Source organism: Pseudomonas sp. BIOMIG1BAC (assembly GCF_001705995.2).
In the GTDB taxonomy this organism is placed as follows: Bacteria; Pseudomonadota; Gammaproteobacteria; order Pseudomonadales; family Pseudomonadaceae; genus Aquipseudomonas; species Aquipseudomonas sessilinigenes.
Map to the genome: position 1 here is coordinate 4199145 of NZ_CP049045.1, position 18093 is coordinate 4217237.

Annotated in this window: 16 protein-coding genes; 9 read left to right on the top strand and 7 right to left on the bottom strand. The window is 63.9% G+C overall.

Annotation, left to right across the window (positions count from 1 at the left end; translation table 11 throughout):
• Nucleotides 1-2: 2 nt before the first annotated feature.
• Nucleotides 3-1226, bottom strand: coding sequence for a DUF2599 domain-containing protein (locus tag ATY02_RS19470; protein WP_068585712.1), 1224 nt, complete (start codon nt 1224-1226; stop codon nt 3-5).
• Between the two features lie 203 nt (nt 1227-1429).
• Between ATY02_RS19470 and ATY02_RS19475 the strand changes: the two genes are divergently transcribed.
• Entirely contained in the window at nt 1430-2170 is a 741-nt protein-coding gene (locus ATY02_RS19475; protein ID WP_068585715.1) for a glycine-rich domain-containing protein, read from the top strand.
• 106 nt (nt 2171-2276) lie between these two features.
• Here ATY02_RS19475 and ATY02_RS19480 read toward each other — a convergent pair whose 3' ends face one another.
• Nucleotides 2277-3734 carry a serralysin family metalloprotease gene (locus ATY02_RS19480; RefSeq protein ID WP_068585716.1) on the bottom strand — a complete coding sequence of 486 codons (1458 nt, stop codon included), beginning with the start codon at nt 3732-3734 and terminating at the stop codon, nt 2277-2279.
• 279 nt (nt 3735-4013) lie between these two features.
• On the opposite strand from ATY02_RS19480, the gene ATY02_RS19485 reads away from it, so the two are divergent.
• Nucleotides 4014-4310 carry a hypothetical protein gene (locus tag ATY02_RS19485; protein WP_068585719.1) on the top strand — a complete coding sequence of 99 codons (297 nt, stop codon included), beginning with the start codon at nt 4014-4016 and terminating at the stop codon, nt 4308-4310.
• A gap of 51 nt (nt 4311-4361) precedes the next feature.
• Here ATY02_RS19485 and ATY02_RS19490 read toward each other — a convergent pair whose 3' ends face one another.
• Nucleotides 4362-6722: a DNA polymerase II gene (locus tag ATY02_RS19490; protein WP_068605683.1), complete on the bottom strand. Its 2361-nt coding sequence runs from the start codon at nt 6720-6722 to the stop codon at nt 4362-4364.
• Between the two features lie 195 nt (nt 6723-6917).
• A complete protein-coding gene (locus tag ATY02_RS19495; RefSeq protein WP_164487277.1) occupies nt 6918-7094 on the bottom strand; it encodes a hypothetical protein in 177 nt (58 codons plus the stop codon).
• Between the two features lie 198 nt (nt 7095-7292).
• On the opposite strand from ATY02_RS19495, the gene ATY02_RS19500 reads away from it, so the two are divergent.
• The 3 genes from ATY02_RS19500 (at nt 7293) to ATY02_RS19510 (ending at nt 9596) form a co-directional block, all read left to right on the top strand.
• Nucleotides 7293-7622: a hypothetical protein gene (locus ATY02_RS19500; RefSeq protein WP_068586838.1), complete on the top strand. Its 330-nt coding sequence runs from the start codon at nt 7293-7295 to the stop codon at nt 7620-7622.
• A gap of 327 nt (nt 7623-7949) precedes the next feature.
• Nucleotides 7950-8978, top strand: a complete 1029-nt coding sequence (locus ATY02_RS19505; RefSeq protein WP_058182715.1) for an IS30-like element ISPsp8 family transposase — start codon at nt 7950-7952, stop codon at nt 8976-8978.
• 39 nt (nt 8979-9017) lie between these two features.
• Complete coding sequence (locus ATY02_RS19510; RefSeq protein ID WP_068586837.1) at nt 9018-9596, top strand: hypothetical protein; 579 nt, start codon at nt 9018-9020, stop codon at nt 9594-9596.
• 78 nt (nt 9597-9674) lie between these two features.
• Here the strand turns inward: ATY02_RS19510 and ATY02_RS19515 are convergent, their stop codons facing one another.
• From ATY02_RS19515 to ATY02_RS19525, 3 genes are all read right to left on the bottom strand, one after another.
• Entirely contained in the window at nt 9675-11525 is a 1851-nt protein-coding gene (locus ATY02_RS19515; protein WP_068586835.1) for an amidohydrolase, read from the bottom strand.
• A gap of 28 nt (nt 11526-11553) precedes the next feature.
• Entirely contained in the window at nt 11554-12132 is a 579-nt protein-coding gene (locus tag ATY02_RS19520; protein ID WP_068586832.1) for an antibiotic biosynthesis monooxygenase, read from the bottom strand.
• Nucleotides 12133-12229: 97 nt separating this feature from the next.
• Entirely contained in the window at nt 12230-12871 is a 642-nt protein-coding gene (locus ATY02_RS19525) for a hydrolase (RefSeq protein ID WP_068586830.1), read from the bottom strand.
• 158 nt (nt 12872-13029) lie between these two features.
• On the opposite strand from ATY02_RS19525, the gene ATY02_RS19530 reads away from it, so the two are divergent.
• The 4 genes from ATY02_RS19530 (at nt 13030) to ATY02_RS19545 (ending at nt 18041) form a co-directional block, all read left to right on the top strand.
• Complete coding sequence (locus ATY02_RS19530; RefSeq protein WP_068586829.1) at nt 13030-13923, top strand: LysR family transcriptional regulator; 894 nt, start codon at nt 13030-13032, stop codon at nt 13921-13923.
• A 76-nt stretch (nt 13924-13999) separates the two neighbouring features.
• Nucleotides 14000-14659 carry a methyltransferase family protein gene (locus ATY02_RS19535; RefSeq protein WP_068586827.1) on the top strand — a complete coding sequence of 220 codons (660 nt, stop codon included), beginning with the start codon at nt 14000-14002 and terminating at the stop codon, nt 14657-14659.
• A 624-nt stretch (nt 14660-15283) separates the two neighbouring features.
• Entirely contained in the window at nt 15284-16648 is a 1365-nt protein-coding gene (locus tag ATY02_RS19540) for a glutamine synthetase family protein (protein ID WP_068586825.1), read from the top strand.
• Between the two features lie 79 nt (nt 16649-16727).
• Entirely contained in the window at nt 16728-18041 is a 1314-nt protein-coding gene (locus ATY02_RS19545; protein ID WP_068586764.1) for an NAD(P)/FAD-dependent oxidoreductase, read from the top strand.
• Nucleotides 18042-18093 lie beyond the last annotated feature (52 nt).

Consider the following 18093-nt stretch of genomic DNA (forward strand, 5'->3'; position numbering starts at 1 on the left):
ACTCAGGTGTTGTTGCAACCCTTGGCGATGGAGTCCTCATTGGAGGTATAGGGGCGCGAGGGCTCCAGGTTCCACTGCGGCTTGTCCCGGGCGATGTTGAAGTGGCAGACCAGTTGGCGGCGCATGCTGCCCACCGTGCTGTCGCGGTTGTCCGGGTTGTTTTTCCACTGGGCGTCCAGGTAATGATCGCTGGCCAACTCGTTGAAGAAGTTGTTGGTCTGGTTGTCCTGGACCTTGCGCCCGCAGTCGGTGGGGGTGACTTCCAGGGTCATGACCTTCTTGCCGAACCCCGGGTCATCCCGCTCGATCCAGGTGGCACTCTGCACATAGCGTTCGCAGCTGTTCTTCTCGGTGATGGGGTAGATCACCTGCTTCTTGTTGTCGTAGACGAAGTTCGCCTCCTGCTGGGGTGTCTGCGGCAGCTTCATGTTGATCACCGGCAGGTACTGCTGGACCGCCTTGTACCACTGGATCTGGTTCAGGCGCGCGCCCTCCAGGCCGCCCTCCTCGGTGTAGAACAGCGCCAGGATCGACGGCGACTGCGGCGGCTTCTCTTCCCACTTGGCCAGGCGCAGCTCGTTCTGGGTACCGAAGGATTCGGCGGCGATCTGCGCCATGGAGCGGATGCTCTGGTAAAACGCCGGGCCAGCTGCGGCATTGCGCTCGTCGCGTACGTCGAAGGAGCACTGGCGCGAATGATCACCCCGATTCTGCCGGTAGTTGGCGCCCCATTGCTCCGCGGTGGTCACGCCGATCTCGTGGCAGTACTTCTCGACGCTGCCCGGGGTGCGCCGCGAGTCGGTGCAGCCTTGCTGCTGGCGGTCGTCGGTGGCGGCATCGATGGGGAAGGAGCACAGCACGGCGTAGTCCTGGTGATCCTTGGGGTTGCCGAAGATAGTGTCGAAGATGAAGCCGCTCTGCAGGCCGTAGGCCAACTTGCGGAACTTGGAGTCCTTGCGCAGGTAGGACGCCGAGACGCCGCCGCTGGCCTGGCTTTTCGGGCTGATGCTGTAGAACTGGTAGTCGGTGGAGGGCCAGGTGGCGCGAAACAGCACCCCAGAGCAGAGGAACGCCGGCTTGGACGGGCCGCCGCAATCCTGGCGGGTGTCGTTATACAACTGGTTGAGACGGGCCACGGTATCGCTGCCCTGGTCGGCTTGCGCGCTAGACAGCAGGCACAGGCCAGCCAGGCCCATGGCCAGGGGGATGGAGGTACTGAGTTTCATGAGATGGCTTCCGTGTGGGGTGAAATCCATGGTCGGCCACAGGCACGGCCGATACCGCCAGAGGATAGAAGCGTCCCCTGGCGCCATCCGGTTTTTTCCCCGGGGTGTCCCGGATCGCCGCTGCCCGGGCCCGGCACCGCGCGGCTTGAATTAACCGCGGCTTTACGCCACTGTCTCGGCACTTTTGCGGCGGAGACCCTGGCATGCTGTTCATCCTTCCCACAGTGGCGGCCCTGGCCTTGGCGCTGTTGTTCTGGCGGCGCCAGAAAGCCCTGGCGGCCTTGCGCCGCGAGGCCTTCATCCGCAGTTTCAGCCTGCCGCCCGGGCTCTTTACGCCCCTGCGCACCCGGCACCCCCACCTGACGCTCAAGGACTGCCAACTGGTCGCCCAGGGCCTGCGCCAGTTCTTCCTGGCCTACTTGAAAAGCGGCCAGCGCTACGTGTCGATGCCGTCCCAGGTAGTGGATGACCTGTGGCACGAATTCATCCTCCATACCCGTGATTACCAGGCGTTCTGCCACCAGGCCTTCGGCCAGTTCCTGCACCACACCCCGGCGGCGGTCCTCGGCCAGAATGCCGAGCGCCAGAGCGACAACGGCCTGCGCCGGGTCTGGCGCCAGGCGTGCCTCGAAGAAAACATCCACCCCGCCCAACCCAGCCGCTTGCCGCTGCTGTTCGCCCTGGATGCCAAGCTGAAGATCGCCCAGGGCTTTCACTACGTCGCCGATTGCCAGTCGCTGCGGCGCCTGACCGATAACGGCGCCGGCAGCACGGTGATCCATTGCGGCAGCGAGCTGCACAGCAGCTCTGCAGACAGCGACTCGTCCCCCAGCAGCTCCGACAGCGACAGCTCGCGCTTCGGCGGCGATGGCGGCAGCAGCGACGGCGGCGGTGACAGCAGTGGTTGCGGAGGCGGCGGTTGTGGCGGTGGGGGCGGCGACTGAGCGCCGGGGAAACCTGTGGCGGCCGCGCTGCTACCGAAAAGGTGGCGGGCCCTGGCCGACAGAGTGGAAGCGGCGCATCGCGCGCCGCTCCACTGGACCTGATTGATCAGGCGATGATGTCGGCCGCTACCGCCTGGCCAACGATACCCACGGCGAAGTCCGCCGTGCCGTGACCGGCGAGGTCAACCAGCAGACTGCTCTGGTTGGTGCCGGCGTTGTAGCTGAGGATCGCGTCGCCCGCATGGCCACTGAAGGCCTTGACGAAGTTCAGGGTTGCGCCGCCGGTGGCGAACTGCGCGATACCGGTGAGGTCGATCTTGTCCTGGCCGCTGGTGAAATCCATGATCCAGTCCGGCGCGTTGACGGTGGAATCCGACGCCGCGCCGAAGACGAAGGTGTCCGCCCCGCTTCCGCCCCACAGGGTATCGGCGCCGCCGCCACCGTAGATGATGTCGTTGCCGGCACCACCCTTGAGGACGTTGGCCACTGCGTTACCGATCAGCAGGTCGTTGCCGGAACCGCCAATGGCGTTCTCCACGGTCACGCCATAGGCGATGGAGACGTTGCCCACCAGGCCGCCAACGTCGGAGAAGGCACCGGCGTTGAGGTTGATCTTCTGGTTATGGCTGAAGCCGGAGAAGTCCAGGGTGTCGTTGCCGCCACCGTCCCAGACCGCGAACACCAGCTTGTCGCTGTTGGAGTGGGCGCTGTAGAAGTCCCGCCCGGTGTTGGAGTTGAAGCCGTACACGGTGTCGTCGGCACGGGTCTGGTAGTTGGCGCCGTAGAGCTTCTGCACCGCGACGATGTCGTCTACCAGCGGCGCCGAGGCATAGGCGCCACTGCCGTCCTTGCTGAAGTTCTGCCCGGTGTTGCTCTCACTCCAGTAACTCATCAGGCTGTAGCCACGGGTGTCCTGGGCGTAGCTGGCGTCCTTGTAGGTGGGGTTGCCATTGCCGGCGTTGTAGGTACCAGGATGGGACAGGCCCAGGGTATGGCCGATCTCGTGGGTCAGGGTCTGGCGCCCGTAGTTGCCGGTGCCGGGAGTCTCGTTGACCCGGTACTGGCTGTTGATCAGGTACCAGGACTGGCCGTCGTAGCTACCACCGGATGGCAGATAGGCGAAGGCCGCGCCGCCGGTGCTGACGTTGTAGTTGCCGAAGGTCATGTGCCCGTCGCCACCCTTGGCCGCCTCGGTGAAGCTGACCTTGGCCACATCCGCCCAGGACTGCATCGACAGCACGGCCTGGGCCTTCTGCAAGGCGCTGAACTGGCTGAAGGTACCCAGGGACGGGTTGTAGTTGGCGGGTTTCTCGGTGAGGAAGGTGTAGGTCAGGTCGATCTTGCCGTCACCGTTCTTGTCGTGCCAGGACAGGTTCTTGCGCAGGATCGCATCCGCGGCCTGGTCGGCGGTGAACGACGGCTTGCCGTTCACCGGATCGCTGCCACCCCGGTCATAGCGGTGGCTGAAAGCCTGTACCTGTTGGTAGGCATTACTGGCTTGTGCGGCCTGGTCGGCCCAATTCCAGGTAATTTCCGACAGTGCTTTTGACAGTGTCTTTGACATTGTTACGTCCTTGTTCCAGACAGAAAATGTTCGATAGAACACAAACGACCCCGCCTGCGAGATCGTCCTATCACTCGCCCAAAGAGGCGCTCCGAAGCTGACACACTCGTCGACGGCCAGTCCATGGTTTTTTTCGCCCGCTCAGAACCCGCCGGAGCCGCGTTTCGGGGGCCATATTCCACTCGCGCAAGCGTTGGGCAGGCGATAGGCTAGGCACTGACCCGGGGTGCCAGGGAGGCCGCAACGGCCGTCCCTACCCCTTCTCGCCAGGAGTCCGTAATGCGCAAGACATTGTTGCTGGGCACTTTTATGATCATCACCGGCACCGCCCAGGCCGAAGGCATTCCCCTGTTCAACGTCGCCTGCCCCGGCAACCTGGCGGTCAGCGCCGACCAGGGCGGCCCGGTGTACATCAATGGCAAGGAGGTCAAGAGCACGGCCGTGGATGACCGGCATTTCCAGGTCAAGGCAGGCGAAGCCAACCTGCCCATCAGCGTTGAAGCAGACGATTCGGTCACCGTGAACTACACCGACAAGCACGGTGCCAGCCACTTGTGCGAAGCCGTGGACGACTGACTCGCCCAGCGGCCCAGCGGCCCGTCATGACAGCCCGGCCGCTGCTCAGCCTTAGAACAACCCCATCTGCCCACCCACCAGGGTCGAGAAGTCATCCTGCACGAACGGCAGGATGGCATCCGCCACTGGCTGCAACTGGCGCGTCAGGTAGTGTTCGTAGTCGATGGTGGCACGGCGGATCTCCAGAGGCTCGGGACCCGCCAGGGTCATCACATAGCTGATCCAGCCACCACGCTGGTATTGCAGCGGCCGGCCCTGTTCACGGTTGTAGTCGTCGGCCAGGCGCGCCGCGCGGACATGGGGCGGGACATTGCGCTCGTACTCATCCAGGGGTCGGCGCAGACGCTTGCGGTAGATCAGCAGATCGTCCTGCTGGCCGGCCAGGGTGCGCTGCACGTAGTCGCGCACATAGTCCTGGTAGGGCTGGCGGTGGAAGATCCGCCGATACAGTTCCTGCTGGAACTCCCGGGCCAGCGGCGACCAATCGGTACGTACGGTCTCCAGGCCCTTGTAGACCATCTCCTGGCTGCCATCGGCGCGCTGGACCAGGCCAGCGTAGCGCTTCTTGCTGCCCTCCTCGGCGCCGCGGATGGTGGGCATCAGAAAGCGTTTGTAGTGGGTTTCGAACTGCAACTCCAAGGCGCTTTCCAGGCCGTACTGCTCGCGCAGGTGATCGCGCCACCACTGGTTGACGTGGTCCACCAGGGCCCGGCCGATCTGCCCGGCGCGCTCCTCGTCGTGAGCGCTGCCGAGCCAGACGAAGGTGGAGTCGGTATCGCCATAGATCACCTGGTGACCCTGGGCCTCGATCAACTGCCGGGTGCGGGCCATGATCTCGTGCCCGCGCAGGGTGATGGACGAGGCCAGGCGCGGATCGAAGAAGCGGCAGCCACTGGAGCCCAGCACGCCGTAGAAGGCGTTCATGATGATCTTCAGGGCCTGGGACAGCGGCGCGTTGTGCTCGCGCTTGGCCACTTCCCGGCCCTCGGCCACCCGCTGGACGATCGCCGGCAGGCAATGCCGGGTACGGGAGAAACGCGCCCCGCGAAAACCCGCCACCGAATGCTCTTCGTCACTCTGGCGCAGGCCTTCCACCAGGCCCACCGGGTCGATCAGGAAGCTGCGGATGATCGAGGGGTACAGGCTCTTGTAGTCCAGCACCAGCACCGATTCATAGAGCCCGGGCCGCGAATCCATGACGAACCCGCCGGGGCTGGCCTGGGGCGGCAGCTCGCCGAGATTGGGGGCGACGAAACCCTGGCGGTGCATCAGCGGCATGTACAGGTGGGTGAAGGCCGCCACCGAGCCGCCACTACGATCGGCCGGCAAGCCGGTGACGCTGGCCCGCTCCAGGAGGAAGGTCAGCAGTTGGGTCTTGGCGAAGATCCGCGTCACCAACTCGCAGTCCTTGAGGTTGTAGCGGGCCAGGGCCGGCTTGTCCTCGGCGAACATGCGGTTGATCTCGTCCATGCGCTGGTAGGGATTGTCGATCGACTTGCCCTCGCCCAGCAGGGTCTGGGCGACGTTTTCCAGGCTGAAGGACGGGAAACTCCAGGTGGCCGAGCGCAGGGCCTCGATGCCATCGATGATCAAGCGCCCCGCCGCCGAGGCGAAGTAATGGTTGTGGGTGGCGTGTTCGCGCCAGTGCATCTCCTGCCCTCCACGGCCCAGGCGCAGCGGTACCGCCAGGCGCCGGGCATGCTCATGCAGCACTCGCAGGTCGAACTGCACCAGGTTCCAGCCGATGATCGCGTCGGGGTCGTGCTCGGCCAACCACTGGTTGAGCTTCTCCAGCAATTGCTCGCGACTGGCGCAGAACTCCAGGTCGAAGTCCACCGCACTGTCGTCGGCGCGGGCCTTGCCTAGCATGTACACCTGGCGCTGGCCACAGCCCTCCAGGGCAATGGAATACAACTCGCCACGCTCGCTGGTCTCGATATCCAGGGACACCAGGCGCAGTTGCGGGCGGTAGTCGAGGGCGGGTTTCATCTGCGCGTCCAGCAGCAGCCCATCCGGTCCCGGTTGGCCATTGAACTCCACCGGCGCGGTGATGAAGCGCTCCATCAGGTAGCGCTCCGGCGGGCGGATATCGGCTTCGAACACGTCGACCCCGGCCCGGCGCAGTGTCTTGTCCAGGCGGATCAACTGGTTGTGCTGCGGGCAATACAAACCCAGTACCGGACGCTGGTGAAAATCACGCAGTTGCAGGGGGCGCAGCTCGACATCCGGATCGTCAGCCAGCAGGCGCTCGGCCTGGGGCCGCTGCACGGCCGGGACAAAAGCCACGGAGGTCTGCAACGGCAGGCGCAGGTGCCGTGGCCCCTGGTCGGTGGCCAGCCAGAATTCGACTTCAGTGCCTGCTGGCGTATCGCGCCAGTGTCGCGTCAGGACGAAGCCTTGTTGTACATCCACCGCTGCAACCTCAGAACCATTTCCAGGCGCCGATTCTACCTGCCCCAGCCCTGCTTGGGGGCTCGAATGAGGGCTTTGCGGCTTTTGTCAGACAATATGTAGTGCCTGAAAATTTTCACTACAAAACCGTTGACGAGCGGATTGCGCCCTTGCATGATGCAGGCGTCCCCCCGATCGGGGGACAAGGCAAAGGTGTTATGAGCAAGCTCGTCTGACCGCCGAGCTGTTGACCCGGATGTGTACTGCCCACAAGGCAGATTGATGAAACTGACCTGGCATTGACCGTTCGCGATTCGACGGGAAAGCCGGCGAGAACTCTTCAAGATGCTTGTGGCCGATGGTGGGAATGTCGGCAGCTTCATCCAGGTTCATGCTGCTTTCTATCGTTGTGGCGCTCTGTGCGTAGCAGTTAATCAAGGTAACTACACACATCAGGCTCTGGGCCTTATCTGTATCCGACAGACACCCTCTGTCGCCCTGTTTCCGGTATCAGGGTTCAACTTACCGATGTAGCAAGATGAATTAGCTAAACAACTTAGATAGATCGATGAATGGTCAAGGGGGCTACAAATGAATCTTAATAACCATCCCACTATTGATGAATTGGCACGTATGTTCGCCGCACGCAAAGACAGCCACGACAGCCATATCCTGTGGATTGCCAAGTCGGGCCAAGTGCATATCGACTGCCTGTCGCCCCATAGCCATGAAGCAGAATTCGACCGCAACAACCAGGATCTGGCAGCCCGCCTGAAGATGTACCGCCGCGGCCAGGGTTATGTCGGCAAGAAAGCCGCCGCCGACAAGGACTTCATCGGTCGGGTACTGGAGACCCTGAAGAACGAATGGCAGTCGCTGCGCGGCAATCCGGAAGTTCGAGTCATCGATCGGTTTTGTTGAGACAAGTTTAATCTCAATATAAAACAACAGGGGCGCTGAACTTTCAGCGCCCCTTTTTATTGCCCGCAATTAATCCGAACAACATCTTCCAGCTCACTCATCGCGATTCATGAACACGATCACCTGGCAACTGGACAGCCTGACGGCCAATTAGTAGCATCGCCCCGCTCAAACCGGCCAGGCGGTTGGCAAAGAGGGCTGCAGTATTCACTGACGCCTCGATGTCACCACCAGGCACGATATTCGAAAGCCAAGTCGAACCTTAAAAAAGGGGCGGCGGCAAAAACTGAGTGCAACACCTGACCTTTCCGGTACGGTGCTGCCCCTATGTCATATACCGAACTCAGCGTTGAAGAACGCGCCACCATCCAAATCGGCCACGCCCAGGGCTTCAGCCTGCGCAGGATTGCTCGCCTGATCAATAGGTCTCCTTCGACCATCAGTCGAGAGCTGCGCCGCAATCGAGATGTCTGTGGCAGCTACTCGGCCCGCGCGGCCCAGGAGCAGATGAAGGCCCGCCGCCAAGTCTGTCGACCGAGCCGAAAGCTGCTGCCGGGGAGCGAGCGCTTCGAACTGGTGGTTCATATGCTGCGTGAGCGTTTGTCTCCCGAACAGATTGCCGGCAAGCTGCGCCACATGAACATACCTAGCCTCAGAGATGCCTACGTCTGTCGCGAGACGATCTACAACGCGATCTATGCCCTGCCAGTGGGTGAGCTGCGTAAGGAGCTGATCATCTGTCTGCGCCAAGGCAAGACGACGCGCCGGCCGCGCTCTGGTGGCGTGGATCGGCGCGGCCAGATCCCCGAGATGGTCAGTATTCATGTGCGCCCGCCGGAGATTGAAGACAGGCTGATGCCGGGGCATTGGGAAGGCGACCTCATCAAGGGTAAGGCCAACGCCTCGTCCGTCGGTACGCTGGTGGAACGCACCAGTGGGTACCTGATGTTGGTGAAGATGAACGACGCGACGGCGACTTCGGCGCTGGAAGGCTTCAGCGCCGCGCTCAATAGCATGCCGCTGGAGATGCGCAAGAGCATGACTTACGACCAGGGCCGGGAGATGGCGCGACACGCCGAGATCACCCAAAGAACCGGCGTGGCGATCTACTTCTGCGACCCGCACAGCCCCTGGCAGCGCGGCAGCAACGAAAACATCAACGGCCTGATTCGCCAGTACTTGCCCAAGGGCACAGACCTGTCGGTACATAGCCAGGAGGAGCTGGACGCCATTGCGCTGCAACTGAACATGCGACCGCGTAAGCGCTTCGACTTCAAATGCCCAATCGAAGTTATGGACGAGGTGATGCAGAAGGCCATGGCTATGCGGCATGATGCTCCAGTTTCAATTCAATGACCGTGTTGCACTCAGCTCCTGCAACCGCCAGGACTTTGTGTGACTGATCGCAGCGGTGTCTTGCGTTACATCATTGAGCGGTACTACTCGGACGATCTGGAAGACGCCGAAGCCCGTACCGGATACAGCGTCAAGCAGATCCAGGAGTGGTGCTCAGGCCATTGCCAGCCCCAGCACATCACCGTCGAGTACTTCATTCACCGCGCCTTCACGCCTGAATTCCAGTCGGTGATCGAATTCGCCGAGTTCCAGCCGGATCAACCGGTGATGAAGCAGTTGAAGGTCCTGTTCAAAGGACACGAAGACCGGGCCGGCATCTATGCGTTCTATGACTCGATGGCCAACCTCATCTACCTCGGCAAAGCCACCAACCTGCTCAAGGAAGCCTATTCGGCCATACGCCGGGATGTGCATATCCAGTTCCCCGCGGGAATCAAGAAGAAACCCGAGAAACGCTATGAACTGGTGCGCTACATTTCTGCCTACGATGTCGGCAGCTCAGAATGGCGAGACTTTCCAAAGCATGTCGAGTCCCTGATCCTGCGTATTTCCAAGCCAATCCTGAACAAGAACATTGGTCACATCGAACAGGCGTATGCCGCGCCTGGTGAAGACTGAGACACTTGCCTGTCGCGAATACCCAGCCAGCAGGCGACAGCACGCCGCAGCGTCCTGTCGCCCTTTTATCGGCTGGGTTCAAAAGGCAAAGCACGAGCAGCCAAACGCGCCCCAGAAGCCCTGGAAATCGCTGACCGGCACCTTGGCCAGGCGAGCCCGCTCGTGCCCGTGGGCATGCACCGCGCAAGGACCGCTGCACTGGTGCAACTGAGCCGACAACGGCGCGGCAGGCTTCCAGTGCCCTGGCACCTTGGCCACCGGCGACCAGTCCGGCGTCACGGGCAAGCTGGGCGGTGCCAGCGAGTGGAAGTCGCCGGCGGCATGCACCACCTTGCCATCCACCACCGTCAACAGCGACTCGATCCACTTGATCGCCTCTTCCTCGACGCTGAAGTAGTCCGCCGACAGGGCCACCAGATCCGCCAGTTGCCCGACCTTGAGCTGGCCTTTCTTGCCCTGTTCCGAGGAGAACCAGGCGCTGCCGTGGGTATAGAGCTCCAGTGCGGTATCGCGATCCAGGCCCTGGGGATACAGAGCCAGGCCACCGACGGTCTTGCCACTGACCATCCAGTACAACGAGGTCCAGGGGTTGTAGCTCGAGACCCGGGTGGCATCGGTACCGGCGCCCACTGGAATGCCTTCGGCGAGCATGCGCTGGATCGGCGGGGTCATCTCGGCCGCCTTGGCGCCATAGCGGTCGACGAAGTACTCGCCCTGGAAGGCCATGCGGTCCTGGATCGCGATGCCACCGCCCAGGGCCCGGACCCGCTCGATATTGCGCGGGCTGATGGTCTCGGCATGGTCGAAGAACCAGGGCAAGCCGTTGAAGGGGATATCGCGGTCGACCTTTTCGAAAACATCGAGCATGCGCGAAATGGATTCGTCATAGGTCGCATGCAGGCGGAACGGCCAGCGCTGCTCCACCAGATGGCGGACCACCGGCTCCAACTCCTGCTCCATGTCCTGAGGCAGATCGGGGCGCGGCTCGAGGAAGTCCTCGAAATCGGCGGCGGAGAACACCAGCATCTCCCCTGCCCCGTTGTGCCGCAGGAAGTCATCGCCCTGGCCGTAGCGCACGCTGCTGGTCCAGTTCTTGATGTCCGCCAGTTCTTGCTTGGGTTTCTGGGTGAACAGGTTGTAGGCGATGCGCACCGTCAATTGCTGCTGGGCCGCCAGTTGCTCGATCACCTGGTAGTCGTCCGGGTAGTTCTGGAAGCCGCCACCCGCATCGATGGCACTGGTGACCCCAAGGCGATTGAGCTCACGCATGAACTGGCGGGTGGAGTTGACCTGGTACTCCAGCGGCAACTTGGGCCCCTTGGCCAGGGTGGCGTAGAGGATCATCGCGTTGGGCCGGGCGATCAGCATGCCGGTGGGATTGCCGTTGCCATCGCGGACGATCTCGCCGCCCGGCGGGTTCGGGGTATGGCGATCGTAGCCCACCACCCGCAGCGCGGCGCGGTTGAGCAGCGCCCGGTCGTAGAGGTGCAGGACAAATACCGGGGTATCCGGTGCCGCCTGGTTCAACTCTTCCAGGGTTGGCATGCGTTTTTCGGCGAACTGGAATTCGTTCCAGCCGCCGACCACCCGCACCCACTGCGGTGCCGGGGTGCGCTGGGCCTGTTCCTTGAGCAGGCGCAGGGCATCGGCCAGCGACGGCACGCCTTCCCAGCGCAGCTCCAGGTTGTAGTTGAGGCCACCGCGGATCAGGTGCAGGTGCGAGTCGTTGAGCCCGGGGATCACCGTACGCCCCTTGAGGTCGATGACCTGGGTGGTGCTGCCGCGCAAGGCCATGGCCTGGGCATCGTCGCCCACGGCGATGAAGCGCCCCTCCTTGATCGCCACGGCCGTGGCTCGAGGATTGGCCCGGTCCACGGTATGCAGGCGGCCGTTGAACAGGATCAGATCGGCAATTGCGTTGTGGTTCATGGCATGGCTCCGATTGAGGCGAAAAGGTTCAGGCCGCGCCGCGCGGTTGCAGCCAGCGGCTGAACAGGCGGGTGACCCGAGGCATGAAAACGTAGACCACCAGCAGCACGATGCTCAGGGTGATCAGCACATTGGCCTGCACGTAACCGCCAAGCCAGGGCAGCCAGGCGAACAGCGGCTTCCATAACTGCGGCACGAGGAAGGTCAGCGGCAGGATCACCAGGAAGGTCACGCAGGCTTGCTTCCAGCGCGGCGGCGGGGCCGGCGCGGCGCTGTCCTGGGGGGTGAACCAGAACTCGCGCTCGACATTGACCTCGGTCTGGTCGCCATCGGCCAGCAGGTGCTGGGCCTGTTGCACCAGTTGCCGACGGTCGTCGGAGTCCAGCCAGTCTTGCAACTGCTCGGTGCTAGCAAAGCGCAGCACGCTGGTGAAGAGGCCGAGGCCGCCGCTGTGGCCGCGCACCACATCGATCCCCAGGTGCCCCGGATAACTGCGGGCCTTGGCGATGATCTGGCGCAGCCAGGTCTCGTAGGCCTGCTCCTGCCCCTTCTTGATGCGGTGGCGCACCAGCAGGGTGACCACGCCATCGGTAAGTTCAATATTCATCTGCGACTCCGCACTGCCAGCACATTGAGCGACCAGCAGGGGCGCGCCCTGCTGCACGATATCCAGCGAGTGCCCGGGGGCACCGCCTGGCGAGCCATCACAGCCGGCGCTGCCCGGCCTTGTGCACCATGCTGTAGGCATAGTCGACACCCATGCCGTAGGCACCGCTGTGCTCCAGCACCAGGGCCATGACTGCGTCGTAGGTATCCTTGCGGGCCCAGTCGCGCTGGTACTCGAGCAGCACCTGCTGCCAGGTCACCGGCACCGCGCCGGCCTGGACCATGCGCTGCACCGCCATGTCGTGGGCTTCCTGGCTGGTGCCGCCGGAGGCATCGGTGACGATGTACACCTCATAGCCCTCGGCCAACGCCTCCAGGGCCGGGAAGGTCAGGCAGACCTCGGTCCACAGCGCCGCCATCACCAGTTTCTTGCGCCCGGTGGCCTGCACGGCCGCCACCAGGTGGCGATCCTCCCAGGAATTCATCGAGGTCCGTTCGATGGGCTGTTGCTCAGGAAACACCGCCAGCAGCTCCGGCCAGATGTAGCCGCTGAAACTCTCGGTCTCCACCGAGGTGAGGATGCTCGGTACGTTGAAGATCCTGGCGGCCTTGGCCAGGGCCACGGTGTTGTTCTTCAGGGCCTGGCGGTCGATCGATTGCACGCCGAAAGCCATCTGCGGCTGGTGGTCGATCAGGATCAGGGCCGAGTTGTTCGGGGTGAGCAATTCACGAATGGACATGGCGCGTTCCTTTTGCAGTCAGAGTGAGGGGCGAACATGACCGGCTGATGGCGCTGAAGGCGCCCTGTGGGGCCGGCTTGGTGGTTAATCTAGGTTCTGGCTGAAACAGGAACAATTCCCTAAAATCGAGAATCATTGATTCCAAAACAGGGACAATCATGGATCGTATCGAATGCATGCGCGCCTTCGTCGCCACCGTCGACGAAAGCGGTTTTGCCGCTGCGGCGCGGGCCATGGACGTGCCCCGCTCCAAGGTCAGCAAACAGATCCAGGCCCTGGAGGAAAGCCTCGGTGTGCAACTGCTGCAACGCACCACCCGCAGCCTGCACTTGACCGAGACCGGCGCCGAATACTACGAGTCCGCTCGCGAAGTGCTGGCAGCGGTGGACGAAGCCGAGCAGCGGGCCCGGGACGGTAGCGCCGAGCTGCGCGGAGTCTTGCGGGTCAATGCACCGATGTCTTTCGGCCTGCGCCGGCTCGGGCCGCTGGTGCCGCTGTTCCATGAACTGCATCCGCTGATCGAGTTGCAACTGGTGCTCAGCGACCAGCAAGTGGACCCGGTGCGCGGCGGCTTCGACGTGACGCTGCGGATCGCCAGCCTGGCGGATTCCTCCCTGGTAGCCCGGCAACTGGCGCCGGTGCCACGGATCATGGTGGCCTCCCCCGCCTACCTGGAACGCACCGGCCTGCCGCTCCAGCCCAAGGATCTGGGCAGCCACCGGTTTCTCGGCTACGGCTACCTGCAAAGTGGCGTCAGCCTGCAGTTGAGCCATGGCAGCGATACCCAGCGGGTGCATGTGACCGGCCCCCTGCACGCCAACAATGGCGACCTGCTGGCCCAGGCGGCGGAGGCTGGAATGGGGATCGCCCTGCTGCCGGACTTCATCGTCGAAGAGGCCCTGGAGGCAGGACGCCTGGTGCCGGTGCTGTGCCAGTGGCAGGCGCCGTCGATCAGCATCAACGTGGTCTACCCTTCGGCCCGGCGAGTACCGCAGAAGACCCGGGCCTTCATCGACTTCCTGGTGAGCCGGCTGGCCCAGCGCAGCGCCTGAACCGGACCAACGTACACCTGGCCGAACCGGCGCGCTCCTACACTCAAGAGAGGTTCCTGATGCTAGTGCGGTCATCATGAAAATCTCTCCTCGACTGGCCATCTCCAGCCTGCTGGGCGCCCTGGCCTACCTTGGCCTGGCGATCTGGGGACGCGGCGGCTTCGCGGCGTTCTTCGCCCACCCGGCGCTGACCTTGATCGCCATTGCCACCTTGCTCATGGTGCTGGCCTCGCTGTACAGCGAGGTCAACCTCAGCAGCGGCGAACAGGAAGACCGGGACAATCGCTGGGTGCTGCCGGTGTTCGGCCTGATCGGCCTGGCGAGCGGCTTCCTGCCGGCCTATTGCGATCGCCTGGAGTTCTGGACCTTCGGCGGCGAGGCCCTGCGCTGGCTCGGCGCGCTGTTGTTCATCGCCGGTGGCGCCTTGCGCCTGTGGCCGGTGTTCATCCTCGGCCGGCGCTTCAGCGGCTTGGTGGCCATCCAGCCCGATCACCGCCTGGTGACCGACGGCCTGTATCGCCACTTGCGCAACCCCAGCTACCTCGGCTTGCTGGTCAACGCAGTGGGTTGGGCCCTGGCCTTCCGTTCCGGGCTGGGGCTGTTGCTGGCGGTGCTGACCCTGGTGCCGTTGATTGCCCGGATCCACGCCGAGGAGGCGCTGCTCCGCGAGCATTTCGGCCAGCCCTACGAGGACTACTGCGCCCGCAGCTGGCGCTTGTTGCCCGGCCTCTACTGAAATGCCGTAAAAAAAATTAGACACCCTCGCCAAGGCCAACGCCCCGCTCTAGCCCGGGACTTGGCACCGACTCCATGGAAGCCTTCCGGGGCTGACTGACTCCACCACCCCCTTACATTGGCCAAAGGATTCTTGCAGTATGGGTTCGCCTCGGGGCTTGCTGCCCCTGAGACACCCGGAAGAATAAGCACAACGAACTCGACAGCGAGATCACCGGCCGATGTCCCTCACGAACCCGTACCACGGATTCGCCCGCCCCGCTCCCACGGCTTGCAGCCAGGGTCGCACGGGCATGGCCGTCGCACAGGGTTCGCTGCCTGCTCGCCACCTTCGCCACTTCGCCCATCCCCCTCATGAGGTCCATGAGGGTCGCGCCGCCGTCATCGGTTATTACCTGCTGGACAGGTCCTGCCCATGAAGCTCCTGGTCAACCTGCCCATGGCCCTGTGCCGTTCCCGCCTGCGCCACTCCTCACGTCCTCCGGATCACTCGCTCCTGGCCTGATCGCGCAACGTTGCGCATCACCCCTCCAGACCTGTTTTGCGTCCCTGCGAACGCCCCGTGCGTGGTGTCGTCGCAGGACCTGAAAACCTCTGCGCCCTGAAGGCGCAAGCGAGAACGACAATGAATTTTGCCGCCCCCGAAGAGGCCCGTGATTTCCTGGCCGCCAACCCCGACATCGACATGATCGAGCTGTTCATCCTCGACGCCAACGGCGTACCCCGAGGCAAGCTGCTGCACCGCGAGGAACTGCTGGCGGTGTATGAAAGCGGCCGCCCCCTGCCCAGCACCATCCTCGGCCTGACCCTCAATGGCGACGACGTGGAGAACTCCGGACTGGTGTGGGATGTGGGCGATATCGACTGCCGCGCCTATCCGCTGGCGGGCAGCCTGGTACGCCTGCCCTGGCGGCAGATCCCCACCGCTGCGGTGCAGGTCAGCATGCACCCGCAGGAAGGCCAGCCAGCCAACATCGCCGGTCCGCGTCACCTGTTGATCAAGGTCATCGACCGGCTCAAGGCCGACGGCTACTACCCGGTGATGGCCTGCGAACTGGAGTTCTACCTGCTGGATGCCAGGCGCGACGGCAATGGCCGCCCTCAACCGGCGCTGGATGCCGATGGCGGCCGACCGCGTACCACCCAGGTCTATGGCCTGCGGGAACTGGAACAGATCGAACCCTTCCTCGCCGACCTCTATGCCGCCTGCAAGCTGCTGGGCATTCCGGCGCGCACGGCGATTTCCGAGTACGCCCCAGGCCAGGTGGAGATCACCCTGGAGCATGGCGACGCCCTCGCCGCCATGGACCAAGCCGTGCGCTACAAGCGCCTGGTCAAGGCCGTGGCCCACCAGCATGGAATGCAGGCCACCTTCATGGCCAAGCCCTTCGACCACCTGGCCGGCACCGGCATGCACATGCACGTGAGCATCGCCGATGCCGCCGGCAACAACCTGTTCGCCGCCCAGGACCCGGCCGGCACCCCGCTGCTGCGCCAAGCGGTGGGCGGCATGCTCGCCTCGCTGCTGGACTCGTTGCTGCTGTTCTGCCCCAACGCCAACTCCTACCGGCGCTTCCAGGCCAACAGCTATGCGCCGCTGGCCCCCACCTGGGGCGTCGACAACCGTACCGTGAGCCTGCGGGTTCCCGGCGGCCCGGCCAATAGCCGGCACATCGAACATCGCATTTGCGGCGCCGATGCCAACCCCTACCTGGCCGCCGCGGCGATCCTCGCCGCAGTCCATCGCGGCCTGGATGAACAACTCGACCCGGGGGATCCGGTGCAGGGCAACGGTTATGCCCAGGCCAAGGAACTGCTGCCCACCGACTGGCTGACCTCGCTCACCGCCCTGGAACGCTCGACCTGGGCCCGCGAGGCCCTGGGCAGCGAATTCCTCGGGGTGTACCTGGCGGTCAAGCGCGCCGAGTACCGCCAGTTCATGGCCGAGGTCGGCGAGCAGGACTGGCGCTGGTACCTGACCCAGGCCTGAGCCCCCTGCTGGCAACCCGACTTGCTGGCCGCTGCCTACCGGCAGCGGCCCGGTTCATTCTTTTGCGAGGAGTTCCCCCATGAGCGCCGCCTTCGATCCGCGGACCCCGGCAGCCGAGCGCTGCCCCAGCTACTACAGCGCCACCCTCAACCAGGAAACCCAGTACCCGACCCTGCAAGGCAGCCAGCAGGTGGACGTGGTGATCATCGGTGGCGGCTTCACCGGCGTTGCCAGCGCCGTGGAGCTGGCCGAGCGCGGCCTGAAGGTGGCCATCGTCGAGAGCCACAAGATCGGCTGGGGCGCCAGCGGGCGCAACGGCGGCCAGGTCACCGGCAGCCTGTCCGGCGATGCCGCCATGCGCAAGCAGATGCGCCGCAGCCTGGGCGACGAAGTGGATGACTTCATCTGGCACCTGCGCTGGCGCGGGCACCAGATCATCCGCCAGCGGGTAGAAAAATACGCCATTGCCTGCGACCTCAAGCACGGCCACCTGCATGCCGCCTACAAGCCCGGGCACCTGGCCGAGTTGCGCGCCGCCTACGACGAAGCGGTGGAACGTGGCATGGGCGACGAGGTCAGCCTGCTGGACCGCGAGCAGGTCCGCGGCCTGCTGGAAAGCGATCTCTACCACGGCGCGATCAAGAACACCCGCAACCTGCACCTGCACCCGCTGAACCTGTGCATCGGCGAGGCCCGCGCCGCCGAAAGCCTCGGCGCGCTGATCTTCGAACACAGCCCGGTGCTGGAGATCGTCCATGGCCCGCAGCCGGCGGTGATCACCGCCCAGGGGCGCATCGAGGCCCGCCAGGTGCTGCTGGCCGGCGACGTCTACCACAAGCTCGAGCCCGGGCAACTCAAGGGCAAGATCTTCCCGGCCATGGGCGGCATCGTCACCACCGAACCCCTGGGTGACCTGGCCCGGCGCCTGAACCCCGAGGACCTGGCGGTGTACGACTGCCGCTTCGTCCTCGACTACTACCGGATGACCGCCGATGGCCGCCTGCTGTTCGGCGGTGGCGCCAACTACAGCGGCAAGGATTCGCGGGATATCGCTGGTGAGCTGCGGCCGTGCATCGAGCACACCTTCCCGGCGCTCAAGGGCGTGGCCATCGACTTCCAGTGGAGCTGCGCCATGGGCATCGTGATCAACCGCATCCCGCAACTGGGCAAGCTCTCGGACAACGTCTGGTACTGCCAGGGTTACTCCGGACATGGCGTGGCCACCAGCCACATCATGGGCGAGATCATGGCCGAGGCCCTGACCGGCCACCTGGGCCGCTATGACACCTTCGCCGCCTGCCAGCACATCCGCGTGCCGTTCGGCGACCAACTGGGCAACCCGATGCTGGCCGCTGGCATGTGGTATTACCAGATGCTGGAAAAACTGCGCTGAAGCCGGTCGGAGGGCATGCTAGATTCGCCCTCCAGCCACTACGGCACACCCT

Excerpts from the sequence above, each read along its gene's own strand:
- ATY02_RS19470 (WP_068585712.1), bottom strand. The coding sequence starts at position 1,226 with ATGAAACTCAGTACCTCCATCCCCCTGGCCATGGGCCTGGCTGGCCTG.
- ATY02_RS19530 (WP_068586829.1), top strand. The coding sequence starts at position 13,030 with ATGGATCGTATCGAATGCATGCGCGCCTTCGTCGCCACCGTCGACGAA.
- ATY02_RS19495 (WP_164487277.1), bottom strand. The coding sequence starts at position 7,094 with ATGAACCTGGATGAAGCTGCCGACATTCCCACCATCGGCCACAAGCAT.
- ATY02_RS19520 (WP_068586832.1), bottom strand. The coding sequence starts at position 12,132 with ATGAATATTGAACTTACCGATGGCGTGGTCACCCTGCTGGTGCGCCAC.
- ATY02_RS19525 (WP_068586830.1), bottom strand. The coding sequence starts at position 12,871 with ATGTCCATTCGTGAATTGCTCACCCCGAACAACTCGGCCCTGATCCTG.
- ATY02_RS19515 (WP_068586835.1), bottom strand. The coding sequence starts at position 11,525 with ATGAACCACAACGCAATTGCCGATCTGATCCTGTTCAACGGCCGCCTG.
- ATY02_RS19475 (WP_068585715.1), top strand. The coding sequence starts at position 1,430 with ATGCTGTTCATCCTTCCCACAGTGGCGGCCCTGGCCTTGGCGCTGTTG.
- ATY02_RS19485 (WP_068585719.1), top strand. The coding sequence starts at position 4,014 with ATGCGCAAGACATTGTTGCTGGGCACTTTTATGATCATCACCGGCACC.
- ATY02_RS19540 (WP_068586825.1), top strand. The coding sequence starts at position 15,284 with ATGAATTTTGCCGCCCCCGAAGAGGCCCGTGATTTCCTGGCCGCCAAC.
- ATY02_RS19505 (WP_058182715.1), top strand. The coding sequence starts at position 7,950 with ATGTCATATACCGAACTCAGCGTTGAAGAACGCGCCACCATCCAAATC.
- ATY02_RS19500 (WP_068586838.1), top strand. The coding sequence starts at position 7,293 with ATGAATCTTAATAACCATCCCACTATTGATGAATTGGCACGTATGTTC.
- ATY02_RS19545 (WP_068586764.1), top strand. The coding sequence starts at position 16,728 with ATGAGCGCCGCCTTCGATCCGCGGACCCCGGCAGCCGAGCGCTGCCCC.
- ATY02_RS19535 (WP_068586827.1), top strand. The coding sequence starts at position 14,000 with ATGAAAATCTCTCCTCGACTGGCCATCTCCAGCCTGCTGGGCGCCCTG.
- ATY02_RS19480 (WP_068585716.1), bottom strand. The coding sequence starts at position 3,734 with ATGTCAAAGACACTGTCAAAAGCACTGTCGGAAATTACCTGGAATTGG.